The organism is Mycolicibacterium vaccae NBRC 14118 = CIP 105934 (assembly GCF_001552715.1).
GTDB lineage: Bacteria > Actinomycetota > Actinomycetes > Mycobacteriales > Mycobacteriaceae > Mycobacterium > Mycobacterium vaccae.
The window spans coordinates 1-22,756 of the sequence record NZ_BCRS01000053.1; the positions used below are offsets into that span (position 1 = coordinate 1).

Below are 22,756 nucleotides of genomic sequence, written 5' to 3' on the forward strand. Positions count from 1 at the left end.
GGGTGCGGGGGTCGGCGTCGCAGACGCTGTAGGCCATCGCGGTCAGGGTGCGTTTCCCCGCAGCGGCATCGCCGTCGAACATCCGCGTCCACACCGTGGTGAACCCGGGCGCATCACCGGGGTTTCCGAACTCGATCGTCCGGCCCAGGTCGCCTTCGCGGCTTTTCCGCACGGCGTCAGGGTCGTGGCGTTCGACGATGGTGTCGATCTCGGCTTCGGTCTTCTTCACCGACAACGGTCCCCAGCCGAGGATGTCGGCGGCCAGGTCGGCATCGACTGCGGCGATCAGGTCGGGGTCTTTGATCAGGTCGGTGCGGGTGATGATCGCGCGCACCAACATCTCGCTGATCAACCCCTGCAGGAACAGCGCCCCGAGTTTGGGGAGGCGGTCGCGCAGCACCACCGCGCGGTAGGCCTGATGTAGCGCCAGCCCGTGGGTTATCCGATACGCCGCGGCCAGTTCGGCGGTGACCGCCGCTTCCGGGTCGACCCACCAGTCCAGTCGGTCGTCGGGGGCGAGGTCGACGCGGCGGGTGAACAATTCGGCCATCAGTGCCAGCTTGCGGGCACACACCGCGTTCTCCATCCGCGAGGTAACCGCCGCGGCGTCGATGAGCTCGGCGTCCGAGAGCCCGGCGAGCTGGTCGGGCTCCGGAACCGATCCATCGAACATGTGTGCGAGTCTACCGGCGGGGTGTGACAAATACGGTCGGCATTGGCCAGCTGTGGACCGATTCGGATGTGTGGACAAACCGCCACAGATCAAAGCTGCGGAATGACCTCTGAGGCCAGCAGTTCCAGCGTCTGATCCGAGGCTCGGTCATGGGTGAACAACACGATCTGGCCGAAGCCCATCTCGACCAGCGCCCCGAGCCGATCTGCCATCTCGGCCGGTGTGCCGATCAAGCCGGTGTCATGTAGGCCGAATCCTTCGCCGCCAAAACGTTTCTCGGCGAGGCTTCGCACCTTCGGCAGTGAGGCGTCGTCCGGTGCCAGCGCCATCACCGCCTCGATCGAGAGCGTGATGGTGTCGGGGTCGCGGCCGACGTCGTCGCAGATCGACCGCAACGCGGCGATCTTCTCCTTGATCTGGCCGAGTGCGTAGGTCGGCACATTCCACACGTCGGCATAACGCGCCACCAGTGGCAGTGTGAACTTCTCGCCGACCCCGCCGACGACGATCGGGGGGCGCGGATGTTGGACTGCTCCCGGGGCGATCGGCATGTCGGTGACGGTGAAATGCTTGCCCGCGAAGTCGATCCGTCCGTCGTCGAAGGCCTGATGCAGGATCTGCAGCGTCTCGCCGAGTTGTTCGGACCGGTCGGCGAAGGTGCCCCACGGCAGTCCGGCGCGACGGTGTTCGTCCTCGATGGAGCCGCTGCCGATGCCGAGGCTCAGGCGTCCGTCCGAGATCTGATCGAGCGTGGTCGCCATCTTGGCCAGCGTGACCGGGTGGCGAAATTGGTTGCACAACACCATGTGTCCGACCCGCAACGTGTCGGTGCGACTCAGCAGTGCGGTGGCCAGGGTCCAGGCTTCCATCGACGGATAGTCCGGCATGCCGGGTCCGTACAGATGGTCGTAGAGCCACAGCGAGTCGATGCCGAGGTCCTCGCAGCGCAGCGCGCGGTGCAGGACCTCGTCGAAGGCGAAGCCCATCTGGGGCAGGTAGACGCCGATCTCCGGCCTGCTCATGACCCTCCCAGGTGGTCGCGCTGTACATTGTGCCGTCTGCATGGTAACGACATTCTCGCAAAGTGAGAAGGAAGTTCTGGCGCGACGATCCGAAAGGCTGCCATGCAGTTTGCGATCACCCATCCGATGCACAGCCATCCCTACAATCCCGAGCTCGTCACCGGAGCCGGGATCGCGCAGGTGGCCACGGCCGCCGAGAAGGCCGGGTTCGGCGGCTTCGGGTTCACCGACCATCCCGCGCCGACCCGGCGCTGGCTGCAGGCGGGCGGGCACGACGCGCTCGATCCGTTCGTGGCGATGGGCTTCGCGGCCGCCCACACCACGACTCTGCGGTTGATCCCGAACATCGTGGTGCTGCCGTACCGCAACCCGTTCGTCGTCGCCAAAGCCGGTGCCACCCTGGACCTGATCTCCGGCGGCAGATTCACCCTGGCCGTCGGGGTGGGCTATCTGAAGCGGGAATTCGCCGCCCTCGGTGTGGCATTCGACGAGCGCGCCGAACTGTTCGAGGAGGCGCTGCAGGTGATCCGCGCCGTCTGGACCACCGACGAGGTCACCGTCGAGGGTAAGCACTTCAGTGCCGCCGGCATCGCCGCCCATCCCCGGCCCGCCGCCGCACCGCCGATCTGGGTGGGAGGCAACACCTCGGCCGCACGGGCGCGGGTCGCCCGGTACGCACAGGGTTGGTGCCCCTTCCGGGCCCCGGCGCTGTTGGCGCAGACCGCCCGCACGGCGCCCCTGGAAACGGTGGAGCACCTGGCCTCCGGCATCGACGACCTGCGGCGCCGCCTGGAGGACGCCGGCCGCGATCCGTCCGGTGTCGACATCACCTTCACCAACGACACGGGTGGTTCTCCCGGGGCCGACGACTTCAACGCCGACGAATTCCTCTCCGGCGTCGCCGAACTCGAAAAGGTCGGGGTCACCTGGATTCAGGTGACGGTGCCGGGGGACAGCCTCGCGCACACACTGGAGACCATCGAGGAGTTCGGCGGGTCGGTTATCGCACCGGCTACGACCCGGCGAGCCTGACCAGTGTCTTGCCGATGTTGGCGCCGGTGAACAGACCGTTGAGCGCGTCCACGCAGGACCCGATGCCGTCGAAGATGGTCTCGCGGTGGGTGAGTAGACCCTGTTCGTCCCAGCCTCGCAGCGCGGCGAACGCCTCATCGAAGCGGCCCCACTCGTCGAGGGCGTTGAAGCCCTGCATCGAGGCGGTTTTGGCGAGCAGATTGACGTAGTTCGCCGGTCCCGGGTGCTCACCGGTGAGATAGCTGGAGATCACGCCGCACAGCACCACCCGGGCTTTGTGCGCAAGCCTGCCGAGCACGGCGTCGAGGATCCGTCCGCCCACGTTGTCGAAGTACACGTTCACGCCCTGCGGGCAGTGCCGGCGCAGCGCTGCGGGCAGATCGTCGTTGCGGTAGTCGATGCAGGCGTCGAAACCGAAGTCCTGGACCACCGCCCGGCACTTGTCCGGTCCGCCGGCGATGCCGACCACCCGCGCGCCGGCGATCTTGGCGATCTGCCCGGCCACCGATCCGGTCGCCCCGGCCGCGGCCGACACCACCACTGTCTCGCCGGGCTGCGGGCGACCGATCCCGGTCATGCCGAAATACGCGGTGGCGCCCGTCGGCCCGTAGACCGACATCACCGCCAGCTGGTCCACCCGGTCGCCGGGGCCGGGCACCGGGGTGGTGAACAGGTCGTCACGGACGGTCGTGTATTCCTGGAATCCGGTCAAGGTCGTCACGATGTCGCCGACCGTGTACGCCGGACAACGGGTTTCGATTACCTCGCCGATGCCGGCGGCCCGGATCACCTCGCCCAGTCCGACCGGCGGCAGATACCCCGGCTGGTCGTCGAGCCAGGTCCGCACGGCCGCGTCGACACCGACGTAGGTGGTGCGCACCAGGGCTTCGCCGGCCGCGGGTTCGGGGGCGGGCGTGGTCACCAGTTCGGTGTCCTCGGCGGCGACCAACCCGTGTGGGCGGCGGCGCAACACGATCTGGCGGTTCGTCAGCGTCGGCACCGGGCAGAACCTACCGAAGCAGGCGCGGCGCCGAGCCGCTATTGGCCTAACACCGCCACAACGCCTCCTGGGCCGTGGTGGCGATCAACGTGCCGTCGCCGTCGTAGAGCGAACCGCGCACCAGCCCGCGGGAGTCGCCCACGTTGAGCTGATGCACCTCGTAGCGATGCCAGTGGTGCGGCGTGAACGCGCGGTGGAACCACACCGAATGGTCCAGGCTGGCAGCGAAAGTCGAGGAGCCGGGCTCGGGCTCCAGCGGGACGCCCGAGGGCCGGGCCACGGGCACCGGCCCGAAGTCGGACAGGAACGTCAGCGTGCACGCCCGCAGCAGCGGGTCGTCCTCGATCTCGTCGCGGGTGCGGATCCAGAACGGCGGCACCGCGAAGACCGAGTCGTCCTCGGGCCGGGTGCGGATCTCGAAGCGGTCGGCGAACTCGATGTCGGGTTCCTTCGGGCACGCGTCGGGCAGCGTCACCGACGGCGCCGGCGTGGGGTGTTCCTCGGCGCCCGGTTCCGGCACGTGGAAGGACGCGATCATCTCCAGGATCGCCGCGCCCCGCTGGACCGCGGTGACGCGGCGGGTGTCGAAGGAGCGACCGTCGCGGGTGCGCTCCACGTGCAGTTCCACCTCGTCGCCGTAGCGGCCGCCCCGCACGAAGTACAGATGCAGCGACTGCGGCAGCTTGCCCGCCCCCACCGTGGCCCCGGCGGCGCCCAGCGCCTGCGCCGCGATCAGGCCCCCGAACAGCCGGGAGCCGGGCCCGGCAGCGGTGGGACGGGTGACGAACACGTCGTCGCGGCGGTCGAACCGCAGAAGGTCGGCGATCCAGCTCTGCTTGACACCTGTCACAAGAAGCCGACCCTAGCGGGTGGCGAAGTAGCGCTCCCCGTCGGCAGCCATCCGGCCGAACCCGGCCTTCACGGTCGGCGCCAGCAGCTTGAACGGCCACCGCAGCGCACCCACCGGCTCGATCGCGACCAGCCAGGTGAACCGGGTGCCGCTGCCCTCCGGTTCGATCCGGTAGTCCTCGGCGAAGCGCCGGAAGATCGGCACGTTGGCCTCGGTGACGTAGAACGCGTATCCCGAGCCCTCGTCCCAGGAGTAGAAGTGCTCGCGCACCCGGGTCGGTCCGGTGCCGACCTCCCGGGTGGTGCCGACCCCGAACGGCCTGGGCGACGTCCAGGTCAACGATCCGACCGTCGAGCCCCACGCCGACAGCGACTCGTCGGACTGCAGCGACTCCCAGACCTGCGCCGGACTCGCGTCATAGTGCTTCTGGTAGCGGAACACGTGCGGGGCGGAGGTCAGGAAATCGGCGTCCGCGGGCTGCAGCGCAAACCAACGTGTCATACACCGCAGCATCGTCGTGCGCACCGGTGCTGACAAGTCGGACGGTCACCGAGCGACTCCCGGCAACTGTGCGGTCATCTCGACTCTGGCCGCGTCGAAGCTGAGCATGCCGGTGATCGGCAGGCTCTCGGGCGGCGGGTCCGCGTAGCTCCACGCCACGTCCTCGACCACCGTCGCGCCGACGACCGCATCCCAGTACGTCGCGTAACCCTTGTAGTTGCAGTAGCTGACGGTCGCGGAGCGGCGGAGCGCATCGGTGCGCACCAGGGCCGGGTCGACGTAGAGCCGAGGCGCCAGCGCCGTCTCGAACACGACCACGGTGTCGGCGGTGTCGACCAGCACGGTCCCGGCGACGACGACCCGCAGTCTGCGCGAGGTGGGGCGGCAGTCGACGCGGTGATATGGGTTGGGCGGATAGTGCACCAGCCGGCGGCCTTCCTCCAACCAGGTGTCGACGGCCGACCACGGCACCACCGCATAGCCGGGCAACTCCGGAACCGGCGTGCTGGGCAGGTCGCCGATGTCCGCGGCCAGGAACGCGTAGCTCAGCGGTGCGCCGCGCCGGTGCACCATCACCGCGTCCTCGGTGTCGAGCACGGTACGCCCGTCGACGAGCGCCTGTACCCGCCGCGGATGCGGCTCGATGTAGACCAGGTCGCCGGACACCTCCGGGCTCAACCGACCGGCCCGGTCCCGGCTGAGCGGGCCGCTGCCCGCCACCAGGCTCATCGAAGTGCTCCGCCGACAACATGATCCGTGGCACTCAACAGTGGGACCCTTTCGCTCGGACGTCATGGGCGAGATCGATGTGAGTGAGATTCTTGTAACAACGGACGCGCCGGGGCCGCAAAGTGACGAAGATCTACGAAACGGGTACCACCTTGCAACCGGGTGGACGACGAACGGGGTGGCCGGGTGAGACGACTCAATGGTGTGGACGCCATGATGCTGTACAGCGAGACCCCGGAAGTCCACATGCACACCCTCAAGATCGGCGTGCTGGACGTGTCCGCCGTCGAGGGCTTCGACTTCGAGTTCTTCCGGCGGGCCGCGCTGTCCCGGCTGCACGCACTGGCCCCGCTGCGCTACCAACTCGTCGACATCCCGCTGAAGTTCCACCACCCGATGTGGGTGCAGAACGCCGAGATCGACGTCGACTATCACGTGCGCAGGGCCCGGGTGCCGGCGCCTGGCGGCCGCCGCGAACTCGACCAGCTGATCGGCGAGATCGCAGGCACGCCTCTGGACCGCCGGTATCCGCTGTGGGAGATGTACGTCGCAGAAGGGCTGGCGGACAACAAGATCGCGGTCATCCACAAGGTTCACCACGTGCTCGCCGACGGTGTCGCGTCGGCCAATCAGCTGGCGATGGCGATCCAGCCGCGCGAACCGGGGATCGGTGGCCAGCTGGCCGAGGTGCCCGCGGATTCGGCCGCGCCGAGGAATCTGCTCAAGGCCGCGGCGCGTGACCACCTGCGCCAGATGCGACGGCTGCCCAGGCTGGTCAACGAGACCGCGGCCGGAGTCTCGAGGGTGCGCAGGCAGGCCAGGGAGCGCGGGCGTCATCCCGACCTGGCGCGCAATTTCGCGCCGCCGCCGACTTTCCTCAACCATGTCGTGACGCCGGGTCGGCGCTTCGCGACCGCCCCGCTGGCGCTCGCGGACGTCAAGGAGACGGCCCGCCATCTCGGGGTCACCCTGAACGACATCGTGCTGGCGACCGCCGCCGGTGCGCTGCGCGAGTTGCAGTTGCGCTACGACGAGAAAGCCGACTCCCCGCTGATCGCGGGTGTTCCGGTCAGCTTCAACACCGCGCCGGACCGGCTGTTCGGCAACGAATTCACCTACATGACACCGTCTTTGCCGGTCCATGTGGCAGATCCGATCGCCCGGGTGCGGCTCACCGCGACGGCGACGGCCATCGCCAAGGACAATCATCAGCTGCTCGGGCCGATGCTTCTGCCGAATTGGCTGACCTATCTGCCGCCGGCCACCACTCCGCGGATCTTCCGATCGCAGGCCCGCCGCCTGGAGTCCTCGATGGTGATGAACCTGACCATCTCGAACGTGCCGGGTCCGAGGGAGCGGGGCGTGATGGACGGTGCCGTGGTCGACGAGATCTACTCGGTCGGCCCGATCGTCGCCGGCAGCGGCATGAACATCACGGTGTGGAGCTACGTCGACCAGCTGTCGATCTCGGTGCTGACCGACGACAGGACGCTGAAGGATCCGCACGAGGCCACCGACGCGTTGCTGGCCTCGTTCGTCGAGATCCGGTCCGCCGCCGGTCTGTCGGAGGCGCTGACACCTGTCGAGAAGACGATGCCGGTCGCGCCTGCGCTCTGACATCGCTCCGAAGTTCGGAACCTGTTGTTCGGCGCACGCTTTCGCGGCGCGGCGGCGACTTTTCGCGCGTACCGAGACCTGATCGTCACTTTACAGATGAGATCATAAGTGTCACGCTATCGAAGGCGCAACGCAATGCGCGCCGAAGATGTGGAGGCAGACGGTGAGAGCTCGGACGTTCGAGACAGGCAGTCTCGCGGGGCTGGCCGGCAAGAGGTCCGGAGTCCGCATCACCGGCGAGACCGTGCACACCTACGACCTCCATGTGATCGCCGCCGACGTGGACGGGATCGTCACCGCGGCCGGCGGTTGGCTGTGTGACCGGGCGCGGGCGGGCTGGCAGGTCACCGTGACGGTGCCGCCGGATCGCGACGTCCGGGCACTGACGATTCTCGGTCTCGACGTCGATACGCACGAGCCCGCGCTCCACGCACTGCCCGGTACGGCCGCGGTCGCCGTCGACGCTCGGGTGCTGCGTGACGACGAGCGCCTGCGCGAGCGCGTGCTGAGCCTGGTCGACGCGGCGCGGGCCGAGGTCACCGTGTGGGGCGACCCGTCCCCGGTCGGACCGGACGGCCGGTTCGACAGGGTGGTGCACCGCCTCAGCGCAGCCGCGCGGGCTTTCAAGGCGCGGGCACTGCAGACCACCGGGCAGGTGGCGCCGGATCTCGCCGTCGAGACGTTCGTCAGCGCCGCGCTCTGGTATCCACCCGACGGCGCCGATCTGATGCCGCTACCGGAGCGCTAGTGCCGTCGCGGCGCTTCCGCCCGGTCGGCAGCCTCGGCGAGGCCGCTCGCCACCGCATCGTGGTGCTCGCGTACGAGGTTGCTCCTGTCGTGGCATCGGTCGGCGGGTTCCTGTGCGACCGCGCTCGCGAGGGCTGGGACGTCAGCGTGCTGGTGTCCACGCCGGCCGACACCCGGCCGCTGACCATCCTCGGGGTGTCCGTGCACCCGTCGGCGGCGGATGTCGAGACGCTGCTGGCCGAGATCCCGGCGGGCACGACGGTGGCGGTGCAGGACCGCATGCTCGACGCTGACGGGTCCATCCGTCACCTTCTCCGCGCGCTCGCCCTCCGGCCGGACGTCACCGTCGCGGTGTGGGGGGAGTGCGGGCCCGCACGGCCGGACGCGATCGATCACCGGCCGACCGTGGCCGCCGCGGCGTTCAAGGCACACGCACTGCGCGCGGCGTCGGGCACCGACCCCCGCTGTGCGGCCGTCGAAGTGCTGCACCGGGTGCACGCCGGATCGTTGCGGCGTCTCTACCCGGTCTGAAGAACTACTGGGTGTCGCGGTAGCGGTGGATGTACCAACTGCGCGCCACGAACCCGAGCACCAGCGCCGCGAACCCGACCATGAACCAGTCCTCGACGCGGCCGCTGTGGTTGCCGTGGATCATCAGCAGCAGAAAGCCGGCGACCAGCAGGCCACCGATCTGGTAGAAGCGGTAGTTCTCCGTCGACCAGCCCCATTCGGCAGACGGCACGTCCTCGACATCGACACCAGTGCGTCGTTCCACCTCGGTGCTTGCCACGGCTGCTCCTCATGGTCGGGCTGACAACTGACGCCAATTCTGGCACAGGCCTACTACGGACCGCCGTAGACCTCGGTGAAGGCCAGTAGGCTCCGCGGTCATGGCATCCCAGATCCTGCAGGACAAGGTCGTCTTCGTCACCGGCGCGGCGCGCGGACAGGGCCGTGCGCACGCCGTCCGGTTCGCCGAGGAAGGTGCCGACGTCATCGCCTACGACCTGTGCGATCAGCTCGACAGCGTCGCCTACCCGATGGCCACGCCCGAGGACCTCGAGGAGACGGTGCGGCTGGTCGAGAAGACCGGCCGCCGGATCGTGGCCGAGCACGGCGACGTGCGCGACCGCGACCGCCTCGCCGAGGTGGTGGACAGGGGTGTCGCGGAGCTCGGCCGCCTCGACTTCGTGCTGGCCAACGCCGGCATCCTGCCCGCCGCGGGCGCGCCGGGCCGCGACATCACCGCGTACACCGACGCGATCTCGGTGATGCTCAACGGCGTGTACTTCACCATCGAGGCCGCGCTTCCCGCGCTGCTGCGCAACCCCGACGGCGGCGCGATCGTGATCACCAGCTCGGCCGCCGGGTTCACCTCGGTCAGCACCGGGTTCGACACCATGACCCACGGAGCGGCCGGCTACACCGCGGCCAAGCACGGCGTCATCGGGCTGATGCGGCACTTCGCGCGGTCGCTGGCCGAGAAGAACATCCGGGTCAACACCGTGCATCCCGGCGGCGTCGCAACCCCGATGGTGCTCAACGAGGCGCTGGCCGAGTGGGCCGGCGAGCACCCGTCGTTCAGTGCCGCGCAGCAGCCGCTGCTGCAGCTGCCGATGATGGAACCCCAGGACGTCAGCGACCTGATGGTCTACCTGTGCGGCCCGTCGGGCCGGTACATGACCGGGGCCGCGATTCCGCTGGACGCGGGCCAGACCTCGAAGTAGTCAGCTCAAGGCGCCGTACCGGCCTCATCTCACGGCGCCGTACCGGCGCAAGGCCTCGGCGCGTTCCTGCCCGTGGTCGACCAGCGGCTGCGGGTAGCCCTCGGGACGGTCGGCGCCGAGAGTGTGCACGTCGTCCACACCGGACAGTTCCGGTACCCAGCGCCGCACGTAGTCCCCGGACGGGTCGAACTTCTTGCCCTGAGTGCCCGGGTTGAACACCCGGAAGTAGGGGGCGGCGTCGGTGCCGCAGCCCGCGGCCCACTGCCAGCCGTGCTGGTTGTTGGCCATGTCGCCGTCTACGAGCTGCTCGAGGAACCAGCGCGCGCCCCACTGCCACGGCAGATGCAGATCCTTGACCAAGAACGACGCCGCGATCATCCGGACCCGGTTGTGCATGAAACCGACCTCGGCCAGTTGCCGCATCCCGGCGTCGACGATCGGGAAACCGGTCTTTCCGCGTTTCCACGCCTCGAAGGCCCGTTCAGCGTCGGCGTCGTCGTCGACCTCGATCGCGTCGAAGCTCCTGTTCCAGTTCCACCACGTGCTGTCGGGCCACTCGCGCACCACGGACGCGTAGAAGTCCCGAAACGCCAGTTCCCGCAGATAGGCGTGCGCACCCTGCCCGCGGCCCAGCTCGGCGGCCATGGTGCGCGGGTGGATGGTGCCGAACTTCAGGTGGGCCGACATCCGGCTGGTGGCCGCGAGGTCGGGACGGTTGCGGTCCTCGGCGTAGTCGTCGAGCCCGTCGTCGACGAACCGCCGCCACGCCTCCAGCGCCGCCGTCTCCCCGGCGGGCAGCTCCAGTTCGACGCCGGCGTCGGGGATCTCGACGGCGCGGTGGCCCGCCACGTCGGCGGGGTCGATCCAACGCGCGGACGCCGCGCCCGACTCGGCCGGGCCCCGCCAGCCGTGCCTGCGCCACGCGTCGAAGAACGGGGTGAACACCTTGTACGGGGTGCCGTCGGACTTGGTCACCCGGCCGGGGGAGACCAGATAGGGCGAGCCGGTCGCCACCAGCTCGACGTCGCCGAGCGCGGCGCGGACCTGCTCGTCGCGGCGCCGGCTGAACGGGGTGAAGTCGTCGGACACGTGCACCGACGACGCGCCGACCGCCTCGGCCAACGCAGGGATCCGGTGCCGGGGATCGCCCTCGGTCACCAGCAGTCGCCCGTCGAGACTGCGGTGCACGTCGCGCAATGCGTCGTAGAGGTACTGCAGCCGCCGCGGGCCCGACGACGCCCGCAGCCGCGGATCGAGCACATAGCAGGCGAGCACCTCGGTGCCCGTGCCGTCGGTGTCGGCGGCGGCCCGTAGCGCTGGCAGATCGGCGAGCCGCAGATCGCGGCGCAACCACAACACGGCGGTCATGACGTTGATGCTGCCCCCTGTCGCCGGCAGGGAAACCGGTGCCGGCAAAAGTGACGAAACGGTCATCCGGCGCGCCCGCCGCGGTGCTCTGGAAAGCGTTCCCGCACCAGGGATCTGGATCGCGCGCTTCCCCCGCGGACGCGAGGATCCCCCGCACCGGCCCGGGGGAGGCCGGGTGCGGGGGACCCTCTTCTGTGGTGCCGCCCGGCTACGCTGCCGGCGGCATCAGCACGGTGTCGATCAGATACACCGTCGCGTTGGCGGTCTGCACCCCACCGCACACCACCGACGCGTCGTTGACCTTGAGCTGGTCGGCCATCCCGGACACCGTGACCGGCGCCCCCTCCACCGTCACATGCTCGCCGACCACCTGATCGGGCGCGGCCTGGCCGGGCACGACGTGGTAGGTGAGGATCTTGGTCAGCAGGTCGGAGTCGGTCTTGAGGGTCTCCAGCGTGGCCGGATCGATCTTGGCGAAGGCGTCATTGGTCGGCGCGAACACGGTGAACTGGCCGCCGTTGAGCGTGTCGACGAGATTGACGTTCGGGTTGAGCTGACCCGAGATCGCCTGCGAGAGCGTGGTGAGCAGCGGGTTGTCGGCCGCCGCGGTGGCCACCGGCGAGCTCGCCATGCCCTGCACCGATCCCGGCCCGTCCGGCACCTGTTGCACGTAGGCCGCACACCCCGGTCCGACCGGCGCGGCTGCGGCGCTGCCTGCGGTACCCAGCGACAGACCGACGGCGGCGGTCATCGCGAAACCCGCTCCGGCAAGAGTTTTCATGCTGATGTTCATGATCGTGAGATTCCTTCCTGCAGTGGATGATCGGCGGTTTTAGTTGGCGGGCGGCATCAAAACGGTGTCGATCATGTAGACGGTGGCGTTGGCGGTCTTGACGCCACCGCACACCAGCCCCGCGTTGTTGACCATCAGGTCGTTGCCCGCGCCGGTGACCGTCAGCGGCGCGCCCTGGACCGTGGTGTGCTCGCCGGCGACCTGATCGGGCGCGGCCTGGCCGGGCACGACGTGGTAGGTCAGGATGTTGGTCAGCATGTCGGAGTCCGTCTTGAGGGTCTCCAGCGTGGCCGGATCGATCTTGGCGAACGCGTCGTCGGTCGGCGCGAACACGGTGAACTCACCGCCGTCGAGGGTGTCGACGAGATTGACCTGCGGATTGAGCTGGCCGGACAGCGCCTGGGACAGCGTCTGCAGCATCGGGTTGTTCGACGCCGCCACCGTCACCGGATCGGCTGCCATCCCGGCCACCGACCCGGGACCTTCGGGGACCTGCTCGGCGTAGGCCGCGCAGCCGGAGCCGATCAGGTTGGCCGCAGGGTCGGCCGAAGGGGCCGCCGACGACGTGGTCATCTCGTCGGTCGCGGACTCCATCGCGGAGGAGGCCGTGCTGCTGGCCGACGAGGCCGTGCTCCCACCGTCCTCACTCGAACATGCGGCCGCACCGAGGATGGCCACCGCAGCGATTCCCGCCACTGCGGCTGACTTCCGGCGAGTTGTCATCATTTCCTGAATCCCTTCGTGGACGGACACCGTTGCCCGCACTGAATTGGCACACGGGTGATTCCCAGCTGCGGCGTCGTTGGATTGGTCGGAACGTCTACCGTCACACTCGCGTCACACTTGGAGATTCCCGACCGCTGGGCGGCACAATGGGTCGGTGAGCGAAACCGGGGCGCGTCGGCGCGTACTGATTCTGGGCAGCACAGGGTCCATCGGCACCCAGGCGCTCGAGGTCATCGCCGCCAACCCGGACCGCTTCGAGGTCGTCGGGCTCGCCGCCGGTGGTGGCAACACCGAGCTGCTGGACCGGCAGCGCGCCGAGACCGGCGTCTCGCGCGTCGCCGTCGCCGACGAGGCTGCCGCGGAGCGGCTCGGCGGGGTCACCCACGCCGGGCCGGACGCGGCCACCCGGCTGGTCGAGGACGTCGCCGCGACGACGGGAGTCGACGTCGTGCTCAACGCGCTCGTCGGCGCACTCGGCCTGCAACCGACGCTGGCGGCACTGGCCACCGGCGCGCGCCTGGCGCTGGCCAACAAGGAGTCCCTGGTGGCCGGCGGGCCGCTGGTGCAGAAGGCGGCCGCCCCGGGCCAGATCGTGCCGGTGGATTCCGAACATTCCGCGCTGGCCCAGTGCCTGCGCGGCGGTAGCGCCGACGAGGTCGCCAAGCTGGTGCTCACCGCCTCGGGCGGACCGTTCCGCGGCTGGACCGCCGAGCGCCTCGAGGACGTCACGCCGGAGCAGGCCGCCGCGCACCCGACCTGGTCGATGGGACCGATGAACACGCTGAACTCGGCGTCGCTGGTCAACAAGGGTCTCGAGCTGATCGAGACGCACCTGCTGTTCGGCGTCGACTACGACCGCATCGAGGTGGTGGTGCACCCGCAGTCGATCGTGCACTCGATGGTCACGTTCACCGACGGGTCCACCCTCGCCCAGGCCAGCCCGCCCGACATGAAGCTGCCGATCGCGCTGGCGCTGAACTGGCCCGCGCGGGTCGCGGGCGCCGCCGCGGCATGCGATTTCACCACCGCGTCGCGCTGGGATTTCGAACCCCTCGACGACGAGGTGTTCCCGGCCGTGGCCCTGGCCCGGGAGGCCGGGCGGGGTGGCGGCTGCCTGACCGCGGTGTACAACGCCGCCAACGAGGAGGCGGCCGCGGCGTTCCTCGCCGGGCGGATCCGTTTCCCGGCGATCGTGCGCACCGTGGCCGAGGTCCTGCGCGCTGCCGACCAGTGGGCGGCCGAACCAGCTACCGTGGATGACGTACTCGACGCGCAGGACTGGGCCCGCGACCGGGCCAGGCGCGCCGTCGAGCGGGAACCCGCAGGTAGCAGATGATAGGACTCACCACCAGATGATGTACGTGCTCGGCGTGACGCTGTTCGCGATCGCCATTCTGGTGTCCGTCGCGCTGCACGAATGTGGCCACATGTGGGTGGCGCGCGCCACAGGCATGAAGGTGCGCCGCTATTTCGTCGGCTTCGGACCAACCCTGTGGTCGACCCGCAGGCCCAACAAACTCGGCGACACCGAGTACGGCGTCAAGGCGGTGCCGCTCGGCGGCTTCTGCGACATCGCGGGCATGACCGCGGTCGAGGAACTCGACCCCGAGGACCGGCCGTACGCGATGTACCGGCAGAAGACCTGGAAACGGGTGGCGGTGCTGTTCGCCGGACCGGCGATGAACTTCATCATCGGCCTGGTGCTGATCTACGCGATCGCGGTCATCTGGGGCCTGCCCAACATCAAGGCGCCGACCACCGCGGTGGTCGGGGAGACCTCCTGCATCAAGTCCGAAGTCAGCCAGGGCGAGCTCGGTGACTGCGTCGCCAACAGCCCGGCGGCCGCGGCGGGCATCCAGGCCGGCGACGTGATCACCAAGGTCGGTGACACCGAGGTCGCCACGTTCGACGCCCTCGTGGAGGCCGTGCGCCAGCAGAACGGGCCGACGACGCTGACCGTCGAGCGCGACGAGAACGGCACGACGCGGGAGTTCACCACCACCGTCGACGTCACCCCGAGCCAGCGCTACGTTGCCGGCGAGGACGGCGGTCCCGCCGTTCCGATGGACGTCGGCAGCATCGGGGTGACCGCCGCGCAGTTCGGGCCGACGCAGTACAACCCGCTGACCGCGGTGCCCGGCACGCTGGTGTTCACCAAGGACCTCGCCGTCGAACTCGGCAAGGCGATCGTGAAGATCCCGACCAAGGTCGGCGCACTGGTCGAATCGATCACCGGCGGGGAACGCGACCCCGAGACGCCGATCAGCGTGGTCGGCGCGTCCCGGATCGGCGGGGAAACCGTCGAACACGGCATCTGGGTGGCGTTCTGGTTCTTCCTGGCGCAGCTGAACTTCGTGCTCGGCGCGGTGAACCTGATCCCGCTGCTGCCGCTCGACGGCGGACACATCGCGATCGCCCTGTATGAGCGCGTGCGCAACAAGATCCGCCAGGTGCGCGGCAAGGTCGCTGCGGCGCCCGTCAACTACCTCAAGCTGATGCCCGTCACCTACGTGGTGATCATCGCGATGCTGGGGTTCACCCTGCTCACCGTCACCGCCGACGTGGTCAACCCGATCACGTTGTTCCAGTAGGAGATTCAGTCATGACCTCTATCGGCCTGGGGATGCCCGCGCCGCCCGCGCCGGTGTTGGCTCCCCGTCGCAGGACCCGCCAGCTGATGGTGCGCGACGTCGGCGTCGGCAGCGACCATCCGATCTCGGTGCAGTCGATGTGCACCACCAAGACCCACGACATCAACGCCACGCTGCAGCAGATCGCCGAGCTGACCGCGTCCGGCTGCGACATCGTCCGGGTGGCGTGCCCCCGGCAGGAGGACGCCGACGCGCTGTCCGTGATCGCGAAGAAGTCGAAGATCCCGGTGATCGCCGACATCCACTTCCAGCCCAAGTACATCTTCGCCGCGATCGACGCCGGATGTGCTGCCGTGCGGGTGAACCCGGGCAACATCAAGGAGTTCGACGGCCGGGTCGCCGAGGTCGCCAAGGCCGCAGGGGATGCCGGCATCCCGATCCGCATCGGGGTCAACGCCGGCTCGCTGGATCCGCGCCTGCTGAAGAAGTACGGCAAGGCCACGCCGGAGGCGCTCGTCGAGTCCGCGTTGTGGGAGGCCTCGCTGTTCGAGGAGCACGGGTTCGGCAATATCAAGATCAGCGTCAAGCACAACGATCCCGTCGTGATGGTCGCCGCCTACGAGCAGCTCGCCGCGCAGTGCGACTACCCGCTGCACCTCGGCGTCACCGAGGCCGGTCCGGCGTTCCAGGGCACCATCAAGTCCGCGGTGGCCTTCGGCGCGCTGCTGTCCAAGGGCATCGGCGACACCATCCGGGTGTCGCTGTCCGCGCCGCCGGCCGAAGAGGTCAAGGTGGGCAACCAGATCCTGGAGTCGCTGAACCTGCGCCCGCGCGGGCTGGAGATCGTGTCCTGCCCGTCGTGCGGCCGCGCCCAGGTGGACGTCTACACGCTGGCCAACGAGGTGACCGCCGGACTCGAAGGCATGGATGTGCCGCTGCGGGTGGCGGTGATGGGTTGTGTGGTCAACGGGCCCGGCGAGGCCCGCGAGGCCGACCTCGGGGTGGCCTCCGGAAACGGCAAGGGGCAGATCTTCGTCAAGGGTGAGGTCATCAAGACCGTCCCGGAGGCGCAGATCGTGGAGACCCTCATCGAGGAGGCGATGCGGCTGGCCGAGGAGATGGGTCAGCAGACAGGCGACGCACAGGGCGCAGAAGGTGCCTCCGGTTCGCCTGTTGTGACCGTAAGCTGATAGTCGGTCCCACGGGGTGGGGCCGGTGGTCAGGGTCAGTCCAGAAAGAGTCCAGATGTCGGCTCCTCCGCTTTTTCGCCTCGTAGACGAGCGAAGGGTGTCGGTGGTGCGCGACATGCGGGACATGGTCGCCGTCCGGCAGGTTCTCGACGACGATCCGGTGGCCTCCTGCATGGTCGCCTCCCGGGTCGCCGAGCACGGCATCGACCCGTCCAACATCGGCGGTGAACTGTGGACCCGTCGGCGGGCCAGCGAGTCGCTGTGCTTCGCGGGGGCCAACCTGATCCCGCTACGGGGAGCCGTCGGTGATCTGAATGCGTTCGCGGACAAGGCGATGAGCAGCGCGCGTCGCTGCTCGTCGCTCGTCGGCCGTGCCGAGTTGGTGCTGCCGATGTGGCAGCGCCTCGAACCCGTCTGGGGCCCGGCCCGCGACGTGCGGGCGCAGCAGCCGTTGCTGGCGCTGCACACCGCTCCGGTGTGCGCCGTCGATCCGGCCGTGCGCCCGGTGCGGATGGAGGAGCTCGACGCGTACCTGGTCGCCGCGATCGACATGTTCATCGGCGAGGTCGGCATCGACCCCCGCGTCGGCGACGGCGGCCGGGGCTACCGCCGCCGGGTCGCGGGCCTGATCGCCGCGGGCCGGGCGTGGGCCCGGTTCGACCGCGGCGAGGTGGTGTTCAAGGCCGAGATCGGCTCGCAGTCCCCGGCGGTCGGGCAGATCCAGGGCGTGTGGGTGCACCCGGACCAGCGCGGACGGGGCATCGGGACCGCGGGCACCGCGGCGGTCGCGGCCGCGGTGGTGGGCAGCGGACGCATCGCGAGCCTGTACGTCAACAGCTTCAACACCGTCGCGCGGGCGGCCTATGCGCGCATCGGGTTCACCGAGATCGCGTCGTTCGCGACGGTGCTGCTCGACTGACCGGGACCGACCCTTACGCTGCACGCATGACCGAGCCTGACACGGGGAGCCGCGAGATAGCCGCTGCCCTCGTCCGTGCACTGGAACGCCGGCACGATGTGCTCGACGCGGTCGTCGCCTCCGAGGACTACGACGCGGCGATCGAAGCGCTGGCCGATCTGCTGGACACGTCGCACGACGCCGCCGAAGCGGTGCTGCGGCTGTCCTTCGACCGGCTCACGAAGGTTTCGCGGCGGCGGATCGCCGACGAACTGGAGAACCTCACCAGCCAGGAGCAGGCCTACACCCCCTCGGAGCAGACGCCGGGGTCGGCGCGCAAGCTGATGCTGCGTCCGTTCGCCCCCGACCGGGATCGCGACATCTTCGCCGCCCGTACCCGGGACATGCGTTCGGCCGGTGACGGAACCGCCGCGCCGGCAGGCGATGTCGGGGAGGAGATCGCCGCCGCGGTGGCGCGGGTGGCGGCCGAGGAGTCCGCGTGGCTGGTGGCCGAGGTCGGCTCGGCCAAGGTCGGCATGGTGTTCGGCGATCTGGCCGACGGTGAGGTCGGTGTGCGCATCTGGATCCATCCCGCGCACCGCAAGCAGGGTTACGGCACCGCGGCGTTGCGCGCGTCCCGGTCGGAGATGGCCGCGTACTTCCCGGCGGTGCCGCTGGTGGTCCGCGCGCCGGCCGCAGGCGGCTGACCTCTTTTCACGCTGAAGCCACTTTCACACTGCAGCCACTTTCACACTGAAGTCGCGCGGTGCGCCTGCGCCGAAATCGGATCGTTACTTCTTAACATCTGACTCAATGGCAACACTGTTCACACACGCAACACGGATGACCGGGCTGGCGACGGTGGCCGCGCTGGTGCTGACGCTCGGTGCGTGCACTCCGCGGCCCAACGGCCCCGAACCCACCGCCGAGGAGTTCTTCGCGGCGCTGGCCACCGGCGACACCAACGCCGCGGCGCAGCTCGCCGACCGGCCCGAGGCGGCGCGGGCGGCGCTCAACGAGGCCTGGACCGGACTGCAGGCCACCGGGTTGGACGCGCAGATCCTGAGCTCGAAGTACGCCGAGGACACCGGCAGCGTGACCTACCGCTACACCTGGCACCTGCCCAAGAACCGGACGTGGACCTACGACGGGCAGCTGAACCTGGTCCGCGACGAGGGCCGGTGGGAGGTGCGGTGGGGAGCCACCGGACTGCACCCCAGGCTGGGGGAGAACCAGACCTTCGCGCTGCGTGCCGACGCCCCGCCGCGGGCCTCGGTGCACGAGCGCACCGGCACCAACGTGCTGGTGCCCGGCTACCGCTACCACTTCGCGCTCGACGCCGAGGCCGCAGGCGCCGACCTGATGCCCACCGCACACGCGATCGTCGGCGCGCTGCACCGGTTCGACAACACCCTGGACGCGCAGCGCCTGGCCGAGCTCGCCAGTTCCAAGAAGGGCTCGCTGGGCCTGGTCACGCTGAACCAGGCCGACCACGACGCCGTCGTCGGCGCCCTCGGTGCGGTGCCCGGCGTGGTGATCACCCCGCAGCCCGAAATGGTGCCCACCGACCCGACTTTCGCGCCCGCGGTGGTCAACGAGATCAAGAAGACGGTGGCCGGGGACCTCGACGGCGATCCCGGCTGGCGGGTGGTGACCGTCAACCAGAACGGTGTCGACGTCGACGTCCTCAACGAGGTGCCGGGTCAGCCCGCGCCGTCGGTGAGCATCACCCTGGACCGCGCCGTGCAGACCGCCGCACAGAACGCGGTCGGGTTCACCGACAAGCAGGCCATGATCGTCGTGATGAAGCCGTCCACCGGCGAGATCCTCGCCGTGGCGCAGAACACCGCGGCCGACCGGGAGGGACCGCTGGCCACCATGGGGCTCTTCCCGCCCGGGTCGACGTTCAAGATCGTCACCGCGGGCGCCGCGATCGAGCGCCAGATGGCAACGCCGAACACGCTTCTCGGGTGTCCGGGACGCATGGACATCGGGCATCGCACCGTGCCGAACTACGGCGGCTTCGACCTCGGCACCGTGCCGATGTCGCGGGCCTTCGCCAGCTCGTGCAACACCACGTTCGCCGAACTGGCCAGCAGGATGCCGCCGCGCGGGCTGACCCAGGCCGCCTCGCAGTACGGCATCGGGCCCGACTACGACATCCCCGGGCTGAGCACCGTCAGCGGCTCGGTGCCCCCGACGGTCAACCTCACCGAGCGCACCGAGGACGGCTTCGGCCAGGGCAAGGTGTTGGCCAGCCCGTTCGGCATGGCGCTGGCCGCGGCCACCGTCGCGGCCGGCCACACGCCGGTGCCGCGGCTGATCGAGGGCCGCGACACCCAGGTCACCGGCGACCAGCAGCCGATTCCTGCGGCGGTGGTCGACGGACTGCGCCCGATGATGCGTCTGGTGGTGACCAACGGCACCGCCAAGGACCTGCAGGGCGCCGGCGACGTGCGCGGCAAGACCGGGGAGGCCGAGTTCGCGGGTGGCTCGCACTCGTGGTTCACCGGCTACCGCGGGGACATGGCGTTCTCGGCGCTGATCGTCGGCGGCGGCAGCTCGGAGTACGCGGTGCGGATGGTCAAAGGCATGCTGGACTCCCTGCCGCCGGACTACCTGGCCTGACACCGCGGCGGTACCGTGGACACCGCCATGACGGACATCAACCACGGCCGCGCACGCCGCGCCGACGACGGGGGACCGCACGGCCCCGACGCGGTCGAGATGCGGATCTCCGACGCCGACCGCAACGGCACGCTGCGGCGGCTGCACAACGCGGTCGCCCTCGGGCTCATCGACATCCAGGAGTTCGAGGAGCGCTCGGCGGCGGTGTCCAGGGCGCGGTTGCGTTCCGAACTCGACTCCCTGGTCGGGGACCTGCCCGGTCCCGGTGCGATCGTCACGTCCGCGGCCGACCGGGTGGAGCTGCGCGGGGTGCTCGGCTCACTCAAGCGTCAGGGGGAGTGGGTGGTGCCGTCGCGGCTGGCGCTGCACCGGCGGCTGGGATCGGTCGACCTGGACCTGACCCGGGCGCGCTTCGCCGGCCCGATCGTGGTCATCGAGCTGGACATGAGGTTCGGCGGCCTGGACCTGCGGTTGCCCGACGGGGCCAGCGCGTCCATCGACGACGTCGAGGTCAACGTCGGCAGCGCCCACGACCACCGCCGGGACGCCCCGGCCGAGGGCAACCCGCACGTGATCCTCACCGGCAAGGTGGTGTGCGGGTCGGTCGACATCCGCGGGCCGCGCAGGTCGTGGCGCATGGGGCCACTGCGCAGCAGCTGATCGCCCGGCGGAGCAGCTGATCGCCCGGCGGAGCAGCTGATCGCCCGGCGGGCTAACGCGGGTCGAGCACTGCGAAGCTCACCGTGGCGCGCGCTGCGAGCCGGTCGCGGGACACATCGGTGACGTCCACCGCGATCACCGACAGGCGCCGTCCCGCCCGCACCACGGTCGCCTCGGCGCGCGCCGGCCCCTCAAGCACCGGCGCCAGGTAGTGGATGGTCATGTCGGCGGTGGTCACGTCCTGGCCGGGCCCGACGTGCCGATCGGCCAACCGGCCCGCCGCGATGTCGATCAGCGTCGCGACCAGACCGCCCTGCAGTGCTCCGCGCCGGTTCACCAGATCGGGACGGTTGTCCAGTTCGATGACCATGCGTTCGTCGGAGTCCACCACGTCGCGGAAGTCCATCTGGGCGAACAAGTGGCCGGGGGTGACCTGCATGGCCGAACGCTAGCATTGACGCTATGTCAGTACGGACCGCCCTCCGGCCCGGCACGGTCTCGCCGATGCTGCCGGTGCCCAAGTCGATCGCGCGCCCCGAATACGTCGGCAAGCCCACCGCGCGAGAGGGCCACGAACCGTGGGTGCAGACCCCGGAAGTGATCGAGAAGATGCGGGTGGCCGGGCGGATCGCCGCGGGCGCGCTCGCCGAGGCGGGCAAGGCCGTCGCGCCGGGCGTGACCACCGATGCGCTCGACCGGATCGCCCACGAGTACATGATCGATCACGGCGCCTACCCGTCGACGCTGGGCTACAAAGGATTTCCGAAATCCTGCTGCACGTCGCTGAACGAGGTCATCTGCCACGGCATCCCCGACTCGACGGTGATCGAGGACGGTGACATCGTCAACATCGACGTCACCGCCTACATCGACGGCGTGCACGGCGACACCAACGCCACGTTCCTGGCCGGCGACGTCAGCGAGGAGCACCGCCTGCTCGTCGAGCGCACCCACGAGGCGACCATGCGCGCGATCAAGGCCGTCAAGCCGGGCCGGGCGCTGTCGATCGTCGGCCGGGTCATCGAGTCGTATGCAAACCGGTTCGGCTACAACGTGGTTCGTGACTTCACCGGACACGGCATCGGCACCACCTTCCACAACGGGCTGGTGGTGCTGCACTACGACCAGCCGGCGGTGGAGACCGTGCTCGAGCCGGGAATGACGTTCACGATCGAGCCGATGATCAACCTCGGCAGCCTGGACTACGAGATCTGGGACGACGACTGGACCGTGGCCACCAAGGACAAGAAGTGGACCGCGCAGTTCGAGCACACGCTGGTGGTCACCGATTCGGGCGCCGAGATCCTCACCCAGCTCTGAGGTTCTCGGTAGCCTGACCGGATGAGCAGGCGCGGGTGGGTCGCGGTGCTGCTGGCCGGCTGCCTACTGACCGGCTGCGCGCACGCGGTGACCGGGGGCACCGCCACGTGGCCGGGCGCCAGGCTGGACCGGGTCGTGCTCACCGAGGCCGACTTCCCGCCCGGTGTGCGCTATCAGCGCGTCGTCAACCAGCCGGGCGAGGGCAACGTCGAACGGCCGTCGCCGATGCTGTCCCGGCCCGAGGGCTGCGCCGATGCGATGACCCGCGACATCGCCGTGACCGCGGAATGGGGACCGGGCAGCGCCGCCGAGTACGTCGTCGCCTACGACGGCGCCCGGATGGTCATCACGCTGCTGACGTGGCAGCTGGATCTGGAGCAACTGGCCGACACCGCGCAACGGTGTGCCGAGTACGAGACGTTCTTCGATCCAAGAGACCCGGGCATCCCGGTGACGACCACCCGGCTGCCGGCGCCACGCGACGACGCACTGGTCTACACACAGACGATGCGGCTGCGCGGCGAGGACGCCAGCGTGTACTTCGCGTTCGAGAACGTCGGCGACATGGCGGTGTTCGGCATCGCGTTCCCGACCACCGACGAGTCGATACCGGTCAAAGGCACGCTGCCGCAGACCTTTCTGGAGGTCACCAGCAGACAGGCCGAACGCGCGCAATCGGATTGA

The 22,756-nt window shown here is 69.5% G+C and carries 25 protein-coding genes; 14 read left to right on the forward strand and 11 right to left on the reverse strand.

Annotation, left to right across the window (positions count from 1 at the left end; genetic code table 11):
• Nucleotides 1-673: DUF222 domain-containing protein (locus MVA01S_RS12200; RefSeq protein WP_159426318.1), on the reverse strand; the 673-nt coding region annotated here is incomplete at its 3' end.
• 89 nt (nucleotides 674-762) lie between these two features.
• The gene (locus tag MVA01S_RS12205; protein ID WP_003933232.1) at nucleotides 763-1,695 is read right to left on the reverse strand and encodes an LLM class flavin-dependent oxidoreductase; all 933 of its coding nucleotides are present in this window, start codon (nucleotides 1,693-1,695) and stop codon (nucleotides 763-765) included.
• Nucleotides 1,696-1,797: 102 nt separating this feature from the next.
• Between MVA01S_RS12205 and MVA01S_RS12210 the strand changes: the two genes are divergently transcribed.
• Nucleotides 1,798-2,727, forward strand: coding sequence for a TIGR03619 family F420-dependent LLM class oxidoreductase (locus MVA01S_RS12210; protein ID WP_003933231.1), 930 nt, complete (start codon nucleotides 1,798-1,800; stop codon nucleotides 2,725-2,727).
• Here the strand turns inward: MVA01S_RS12210 and MVA01S_RS12215 are convergent.
• From MVA01S_RS12215 to MVA01S_RS12230, 4 genes are read right to left on the reverse strand one after another with little or no spacing between them, the layout of a single operon-like run.
• Entirely contained in the window at nucleotides 2,708-3,727 is a 1,020-nt protein-coding gene (locus tag MVA01S_RS12215; protein WP_003933230.1) for an NADP-dependent oxidoreductase, read from the reverse strand. The genes MVA01S_RS12210 and MVA01S_RS12215 overlap by 20 nt on opposite strands.
• 46 nt (nucleotides 3,728-3,773) lie before the next feature.
• The gene (locus MVA01S_RS12220) at nucleotides 3,774-4,577 is read right to left on the reverse strand and encodes an acyl-CoA thioesterase (protein ID WP_003933229.1); all 804 of its coding nucleotides are present in this window, start codon (nucleotides 4,575-4,577) and stop codon (nucleotides 3,774-3,776) included.
• Between the two features lie 12 nt (nucleotides 4,578-4,589).
• Nucleotides 4,590-5,078, reverse strand: a complete 489-nt coding sequence (locus tag MVA01S_RS12225) for an SRPBCC family protein (RefSeq protein ID WP_003933228.1) — start codon at nucleotides 5,076-5,078, stop codon at nucleotides 4,590-4,592.
• 45 nt (nucleotides 5,079-5,123) lie between these two features.
• Nucleotides 5,124-5,807, reverse strand: a complete 684-nt coding sequence (locus MVA01S_RS12230; protein WP_003933227.1) for a DUF427 domain-containing protein — start codon at nucleotides 5,805-5,807, stop codon at nucleotides 5,124-5,126.
• A gap of 186 nt (nucleotides 5,808-5,993) precedes the next feature.
• On the opposite strand from MVA01S_RS12230, the gene MVA01S_RS12235 reads away from it, so the two are divergent.
• The 3 genes from MVA01S_RS12235 (at nucleotide 5,994) to MVA01S_RS12245 (ending at nucleotide 8,702) form a co-directional block, all read left to right on the forward strand.
• Complete coding sequence (locus MVA01S_RS12235; protein WP_040542980.1) at nucleotides 5,994-7,424, forward strand: WS/DGAT/MGAT family O-acyltransferase; 1,431 nt, start codon at nucleotides 5,994-5,996, stop codon at nucleotides 7,422-7,424.
• 163 nt (nucleotides 7,425-7,587) lie between these two features.
• Complete coding sequence (locus MVA01S_RS12240; RefSeq protein WP_003933225.1) at nucleotides 7,588-8,172, forward strand: hypothetical protein; 585 nt, start codon at nucleotides 7,588-7,590, stop codon at nucleotides 8,170-8,172.
• On the forward strand, nucleotides 8,172-8,702 hold the full coding sequence (locus MVA01S_RS12245; RefSeq protein ID WP_003933224.1) for a hypothetical protein: 531 nt from the start codon (nucleotides 8,172-8,174) through the stop codon (nucleotides 8,700-8,702). The genes MVA01S_RS12240 and MVA01S_RS12245 overlap by 1 nt, the downstream gene beginning before the upstream one ends.
• Before the next feature lie 4 nt (nucleotides 8,703-8,706).
• On the opposite strand, the gene MVA01S_RS12250 is transcribed toward MVA01S_RS12245, so the two are convergent.
• A complete protein-coding gene (locus MVA01S_RS12250; RefSeq protein ID WP_003933223.1) occupies nucleotides 8,707-8,961 on the reverse strand; it encodes a DUF2631 domain-containing protein in 255 nt (84 codons plus the stop codon).
• A gap of 100 nt (nucleotides 8,962-9,061) precedes the next feature.
• Here MVA01S_RS12250 and MVA01S_RS12255 point away from each other — a divergent pair, with 100 nt between their 5' ends.
• On the forward strand, nucleotides 9,062-9,898 hold the full coding sequence (locus MVA01S_RS12255; RefSeq protein WP_003933222.1) for a mycofactocin-coupled SDR family oxidoreductase: 837 nt from the start codon (nucleotides 9,062-9,064) through the stop codon (nucleotides 9,896-9,898).
• A gap of 24 nt (nucleotides 9,899-9,922) precedes the next feature.
• Here MVA01S_RS12255 and MVA01S_RS12260 read toward each other — a convergent pair whose 3' ends face one another.
• From MVA01S_RS12260 to MVA01S_RS12270, 3 genes are all read right to left on the reverse strand, one after another.
• On the reverse strand, nucleotides 9,923-11,266 hold the full coding sequence (locus tag MVA01S_RS12260) for a cryptochrome/photolyase family protein (protein ID WP_003933221.1): 1,344 nt from the start codon (nucleotides 11,264-11,266) through the stop codon (nucleotides 9,923-9,925).
• A 208-nt stretch (nucleotides 11,267-11,474) separates the two neighbouring features.
• On the reverse strand, nucleotides 11,475-12,059 hold the full coding sequence (locus MVA01S_RS12265) for a fasciclin domain-containing protein (RefSeq protein WP_003933220.1): 585 nt from the start codon (nucleotides 12,057-12,059) through the stop codon (nucleotides 11,475-11,477).
• A 39-nt stretch (nucleotides 12,060-12,098) separates the two neighbouring features.
• The gene (locus MVA01S_RS12270; RefSeq protein ID WP_040542971.1) at nucleotides 12,099-12,785 is read right to left on the reverse strand and encodes a fasciclin domain-containing protein; all 687 of its coding nucleotides are present in this window, start codon (nucleotides 12,783-12,785) and stop codon (nucleotides 12,099-12,101) included.
• 154 nt (nucleotides 12,786-12,939) lie between these two features.
• On the opposite strand from MVA01S_RS12270, the gene dxr reads away from it, so the two are divergent.
• From dxr to MVA01S_RS12305, 7 genes are all read left to right on the forward strand, one after another.
• A complete protein-coding gene (gene dxr, locus MVA01S_RS12275) occupies nucleotides 12,940-14,121 on the forward strand; it encodes a 1-deoxy-D-xylulose-5-phosphate reductoisomerase (RefSeq protein WP_003933218.1) in 1,182 nt (393 codons plus the stop codon).
• A 16-nt stretch (nucleotides 14,122-14,137) separates the two neighbouring features.
• Complete coding sequence (locus MVA01S_RS12280) at nucleotides 14,138-15,376, forward strand: M50 family metallopeptidase (RefSeq protein ID WP_003933217.1); 1,239 nt, start codon at nucleotides 14,138-14,140, stop codon at nucleotides 15,374-15,376.
• A gap of 11 nt (nucleotides 15,377-15,387) precedes the next feature.
• On the forward strand, nucleotides 15,388-16,566 hold the full coding sequence (gene ispG / locus MVA01S_RS12285; RefSeq protein ID WP_040542970.1) for a flavodoxin-dependent (E)-4-hydroxy-3-methylbut-2-enyl-diphosphate synthase: 1,179 nt from the start codon (nucleotides 15,388-15,390) through the stop codon (nucleotides 16,564-16,566).
• Between the two features lie 55 nt (nucleotides 16,567-16,621).
• Nucleotides 16,622-17,485 carry a GNAT family N-acetyltransferase gene (locus tag MVA01S_RS12290; protein WP_003933215.1) on the forward strand — a complete coding sequence of 288 codons (864 nt, stop codon included), beginning with the start codon at nucleotides 16,622-16,624 and terminating at the stop codon, nucleotides 17,483-17,485.
• Nucleotides 17,486-17,511: 26 nt separating this feature from the next.
• Nucleotides 17,512-18,171: a GNAT family N-acetyltransferase gene (locus MVA01S_RS12295; RefSeq protein WP_003933214.1), complete on the forward strand. Its 660-nt coding sequence runs from the start codon at nucleotides 17,512-17,514 to the stop codon at nucleotides 18,169-18,171.
• 106 nt (nucleotides 18,172-18,277) lie between these two features.
• Complete coding sequence (locus MVA01S_RS12300; RefSeq protein WP_040542969.1) at nucleotides 18,278-20,092, forward strand: penicillin-binding transpeptidase domain-containing protein; 1,815 nt, start codon at nucleotides 18,278-18,280, stop codon at nucleotides 20,090-20,092.
• 27 nt (nucleotides 20,093-20,119) lie between these two features.
• The gene (locus tag MVA01S_RS12305; protein ID WP_040542979.1) at nucleotides 20,120-20,752 is read left to right on the forward strand and encodes a DUF1707 SHOCT-like domain-containing protein; all 633 of its coding nucleotides are present in this window, start codon (nucleotides 20,120-20,122) and stop codon (nucleotides 20,750-20,752) included.
• Between the two features lie 52 nt (nucleotides 20,753-20,804).
• Here the strand turns inward: MVA01S_RS12305 and MVA01S_RS12310 are convergent, their stop codons facing one another.
• Nucleotides 20,805-21,191, reverse strand: coding sequence for a PaaI family thioesterase (locus MVA01S_RS12310; protein WP_003933211.1), 387 nt, complete (start codon nucleotides 21,189-21,191; stop codon nucleotides 20,805-20,807).
• Nucleotides 21,192-21,214: 23 nt separating this feature from the next.
• Between MVA01S_RS12310 and map the strand changes: the two genes are divergently transcribed.
• Together map and MVA01S_RS12320 are read left to right on the forward strand one after the other, a co-directional pair.
• Nucleotides 21,215-22,072, forward strand: a complete 858-nt coding sequence (gene map, locus MVA01S_RS12315; RefSeq protein ID WP_003933210.1) for a type I methionyl aminopeptidase — start codon at nucleotides 21,215-21,217, stop codon at nucleotides 22,070-22,072.
• A gap of 21 nt (nucleotides 22,073-22,093) precedes the next feature.
• Complete coding sequence (locus MVA01S_RS12320; RefSeq protein ID WP_003933209.1) at nucleotides 22,094-22,756, forward strand: hypothetical protein; 663 nt, start codon at nucleotides 22,094-22,096, stop codon at nucleotides 22,754-22,756.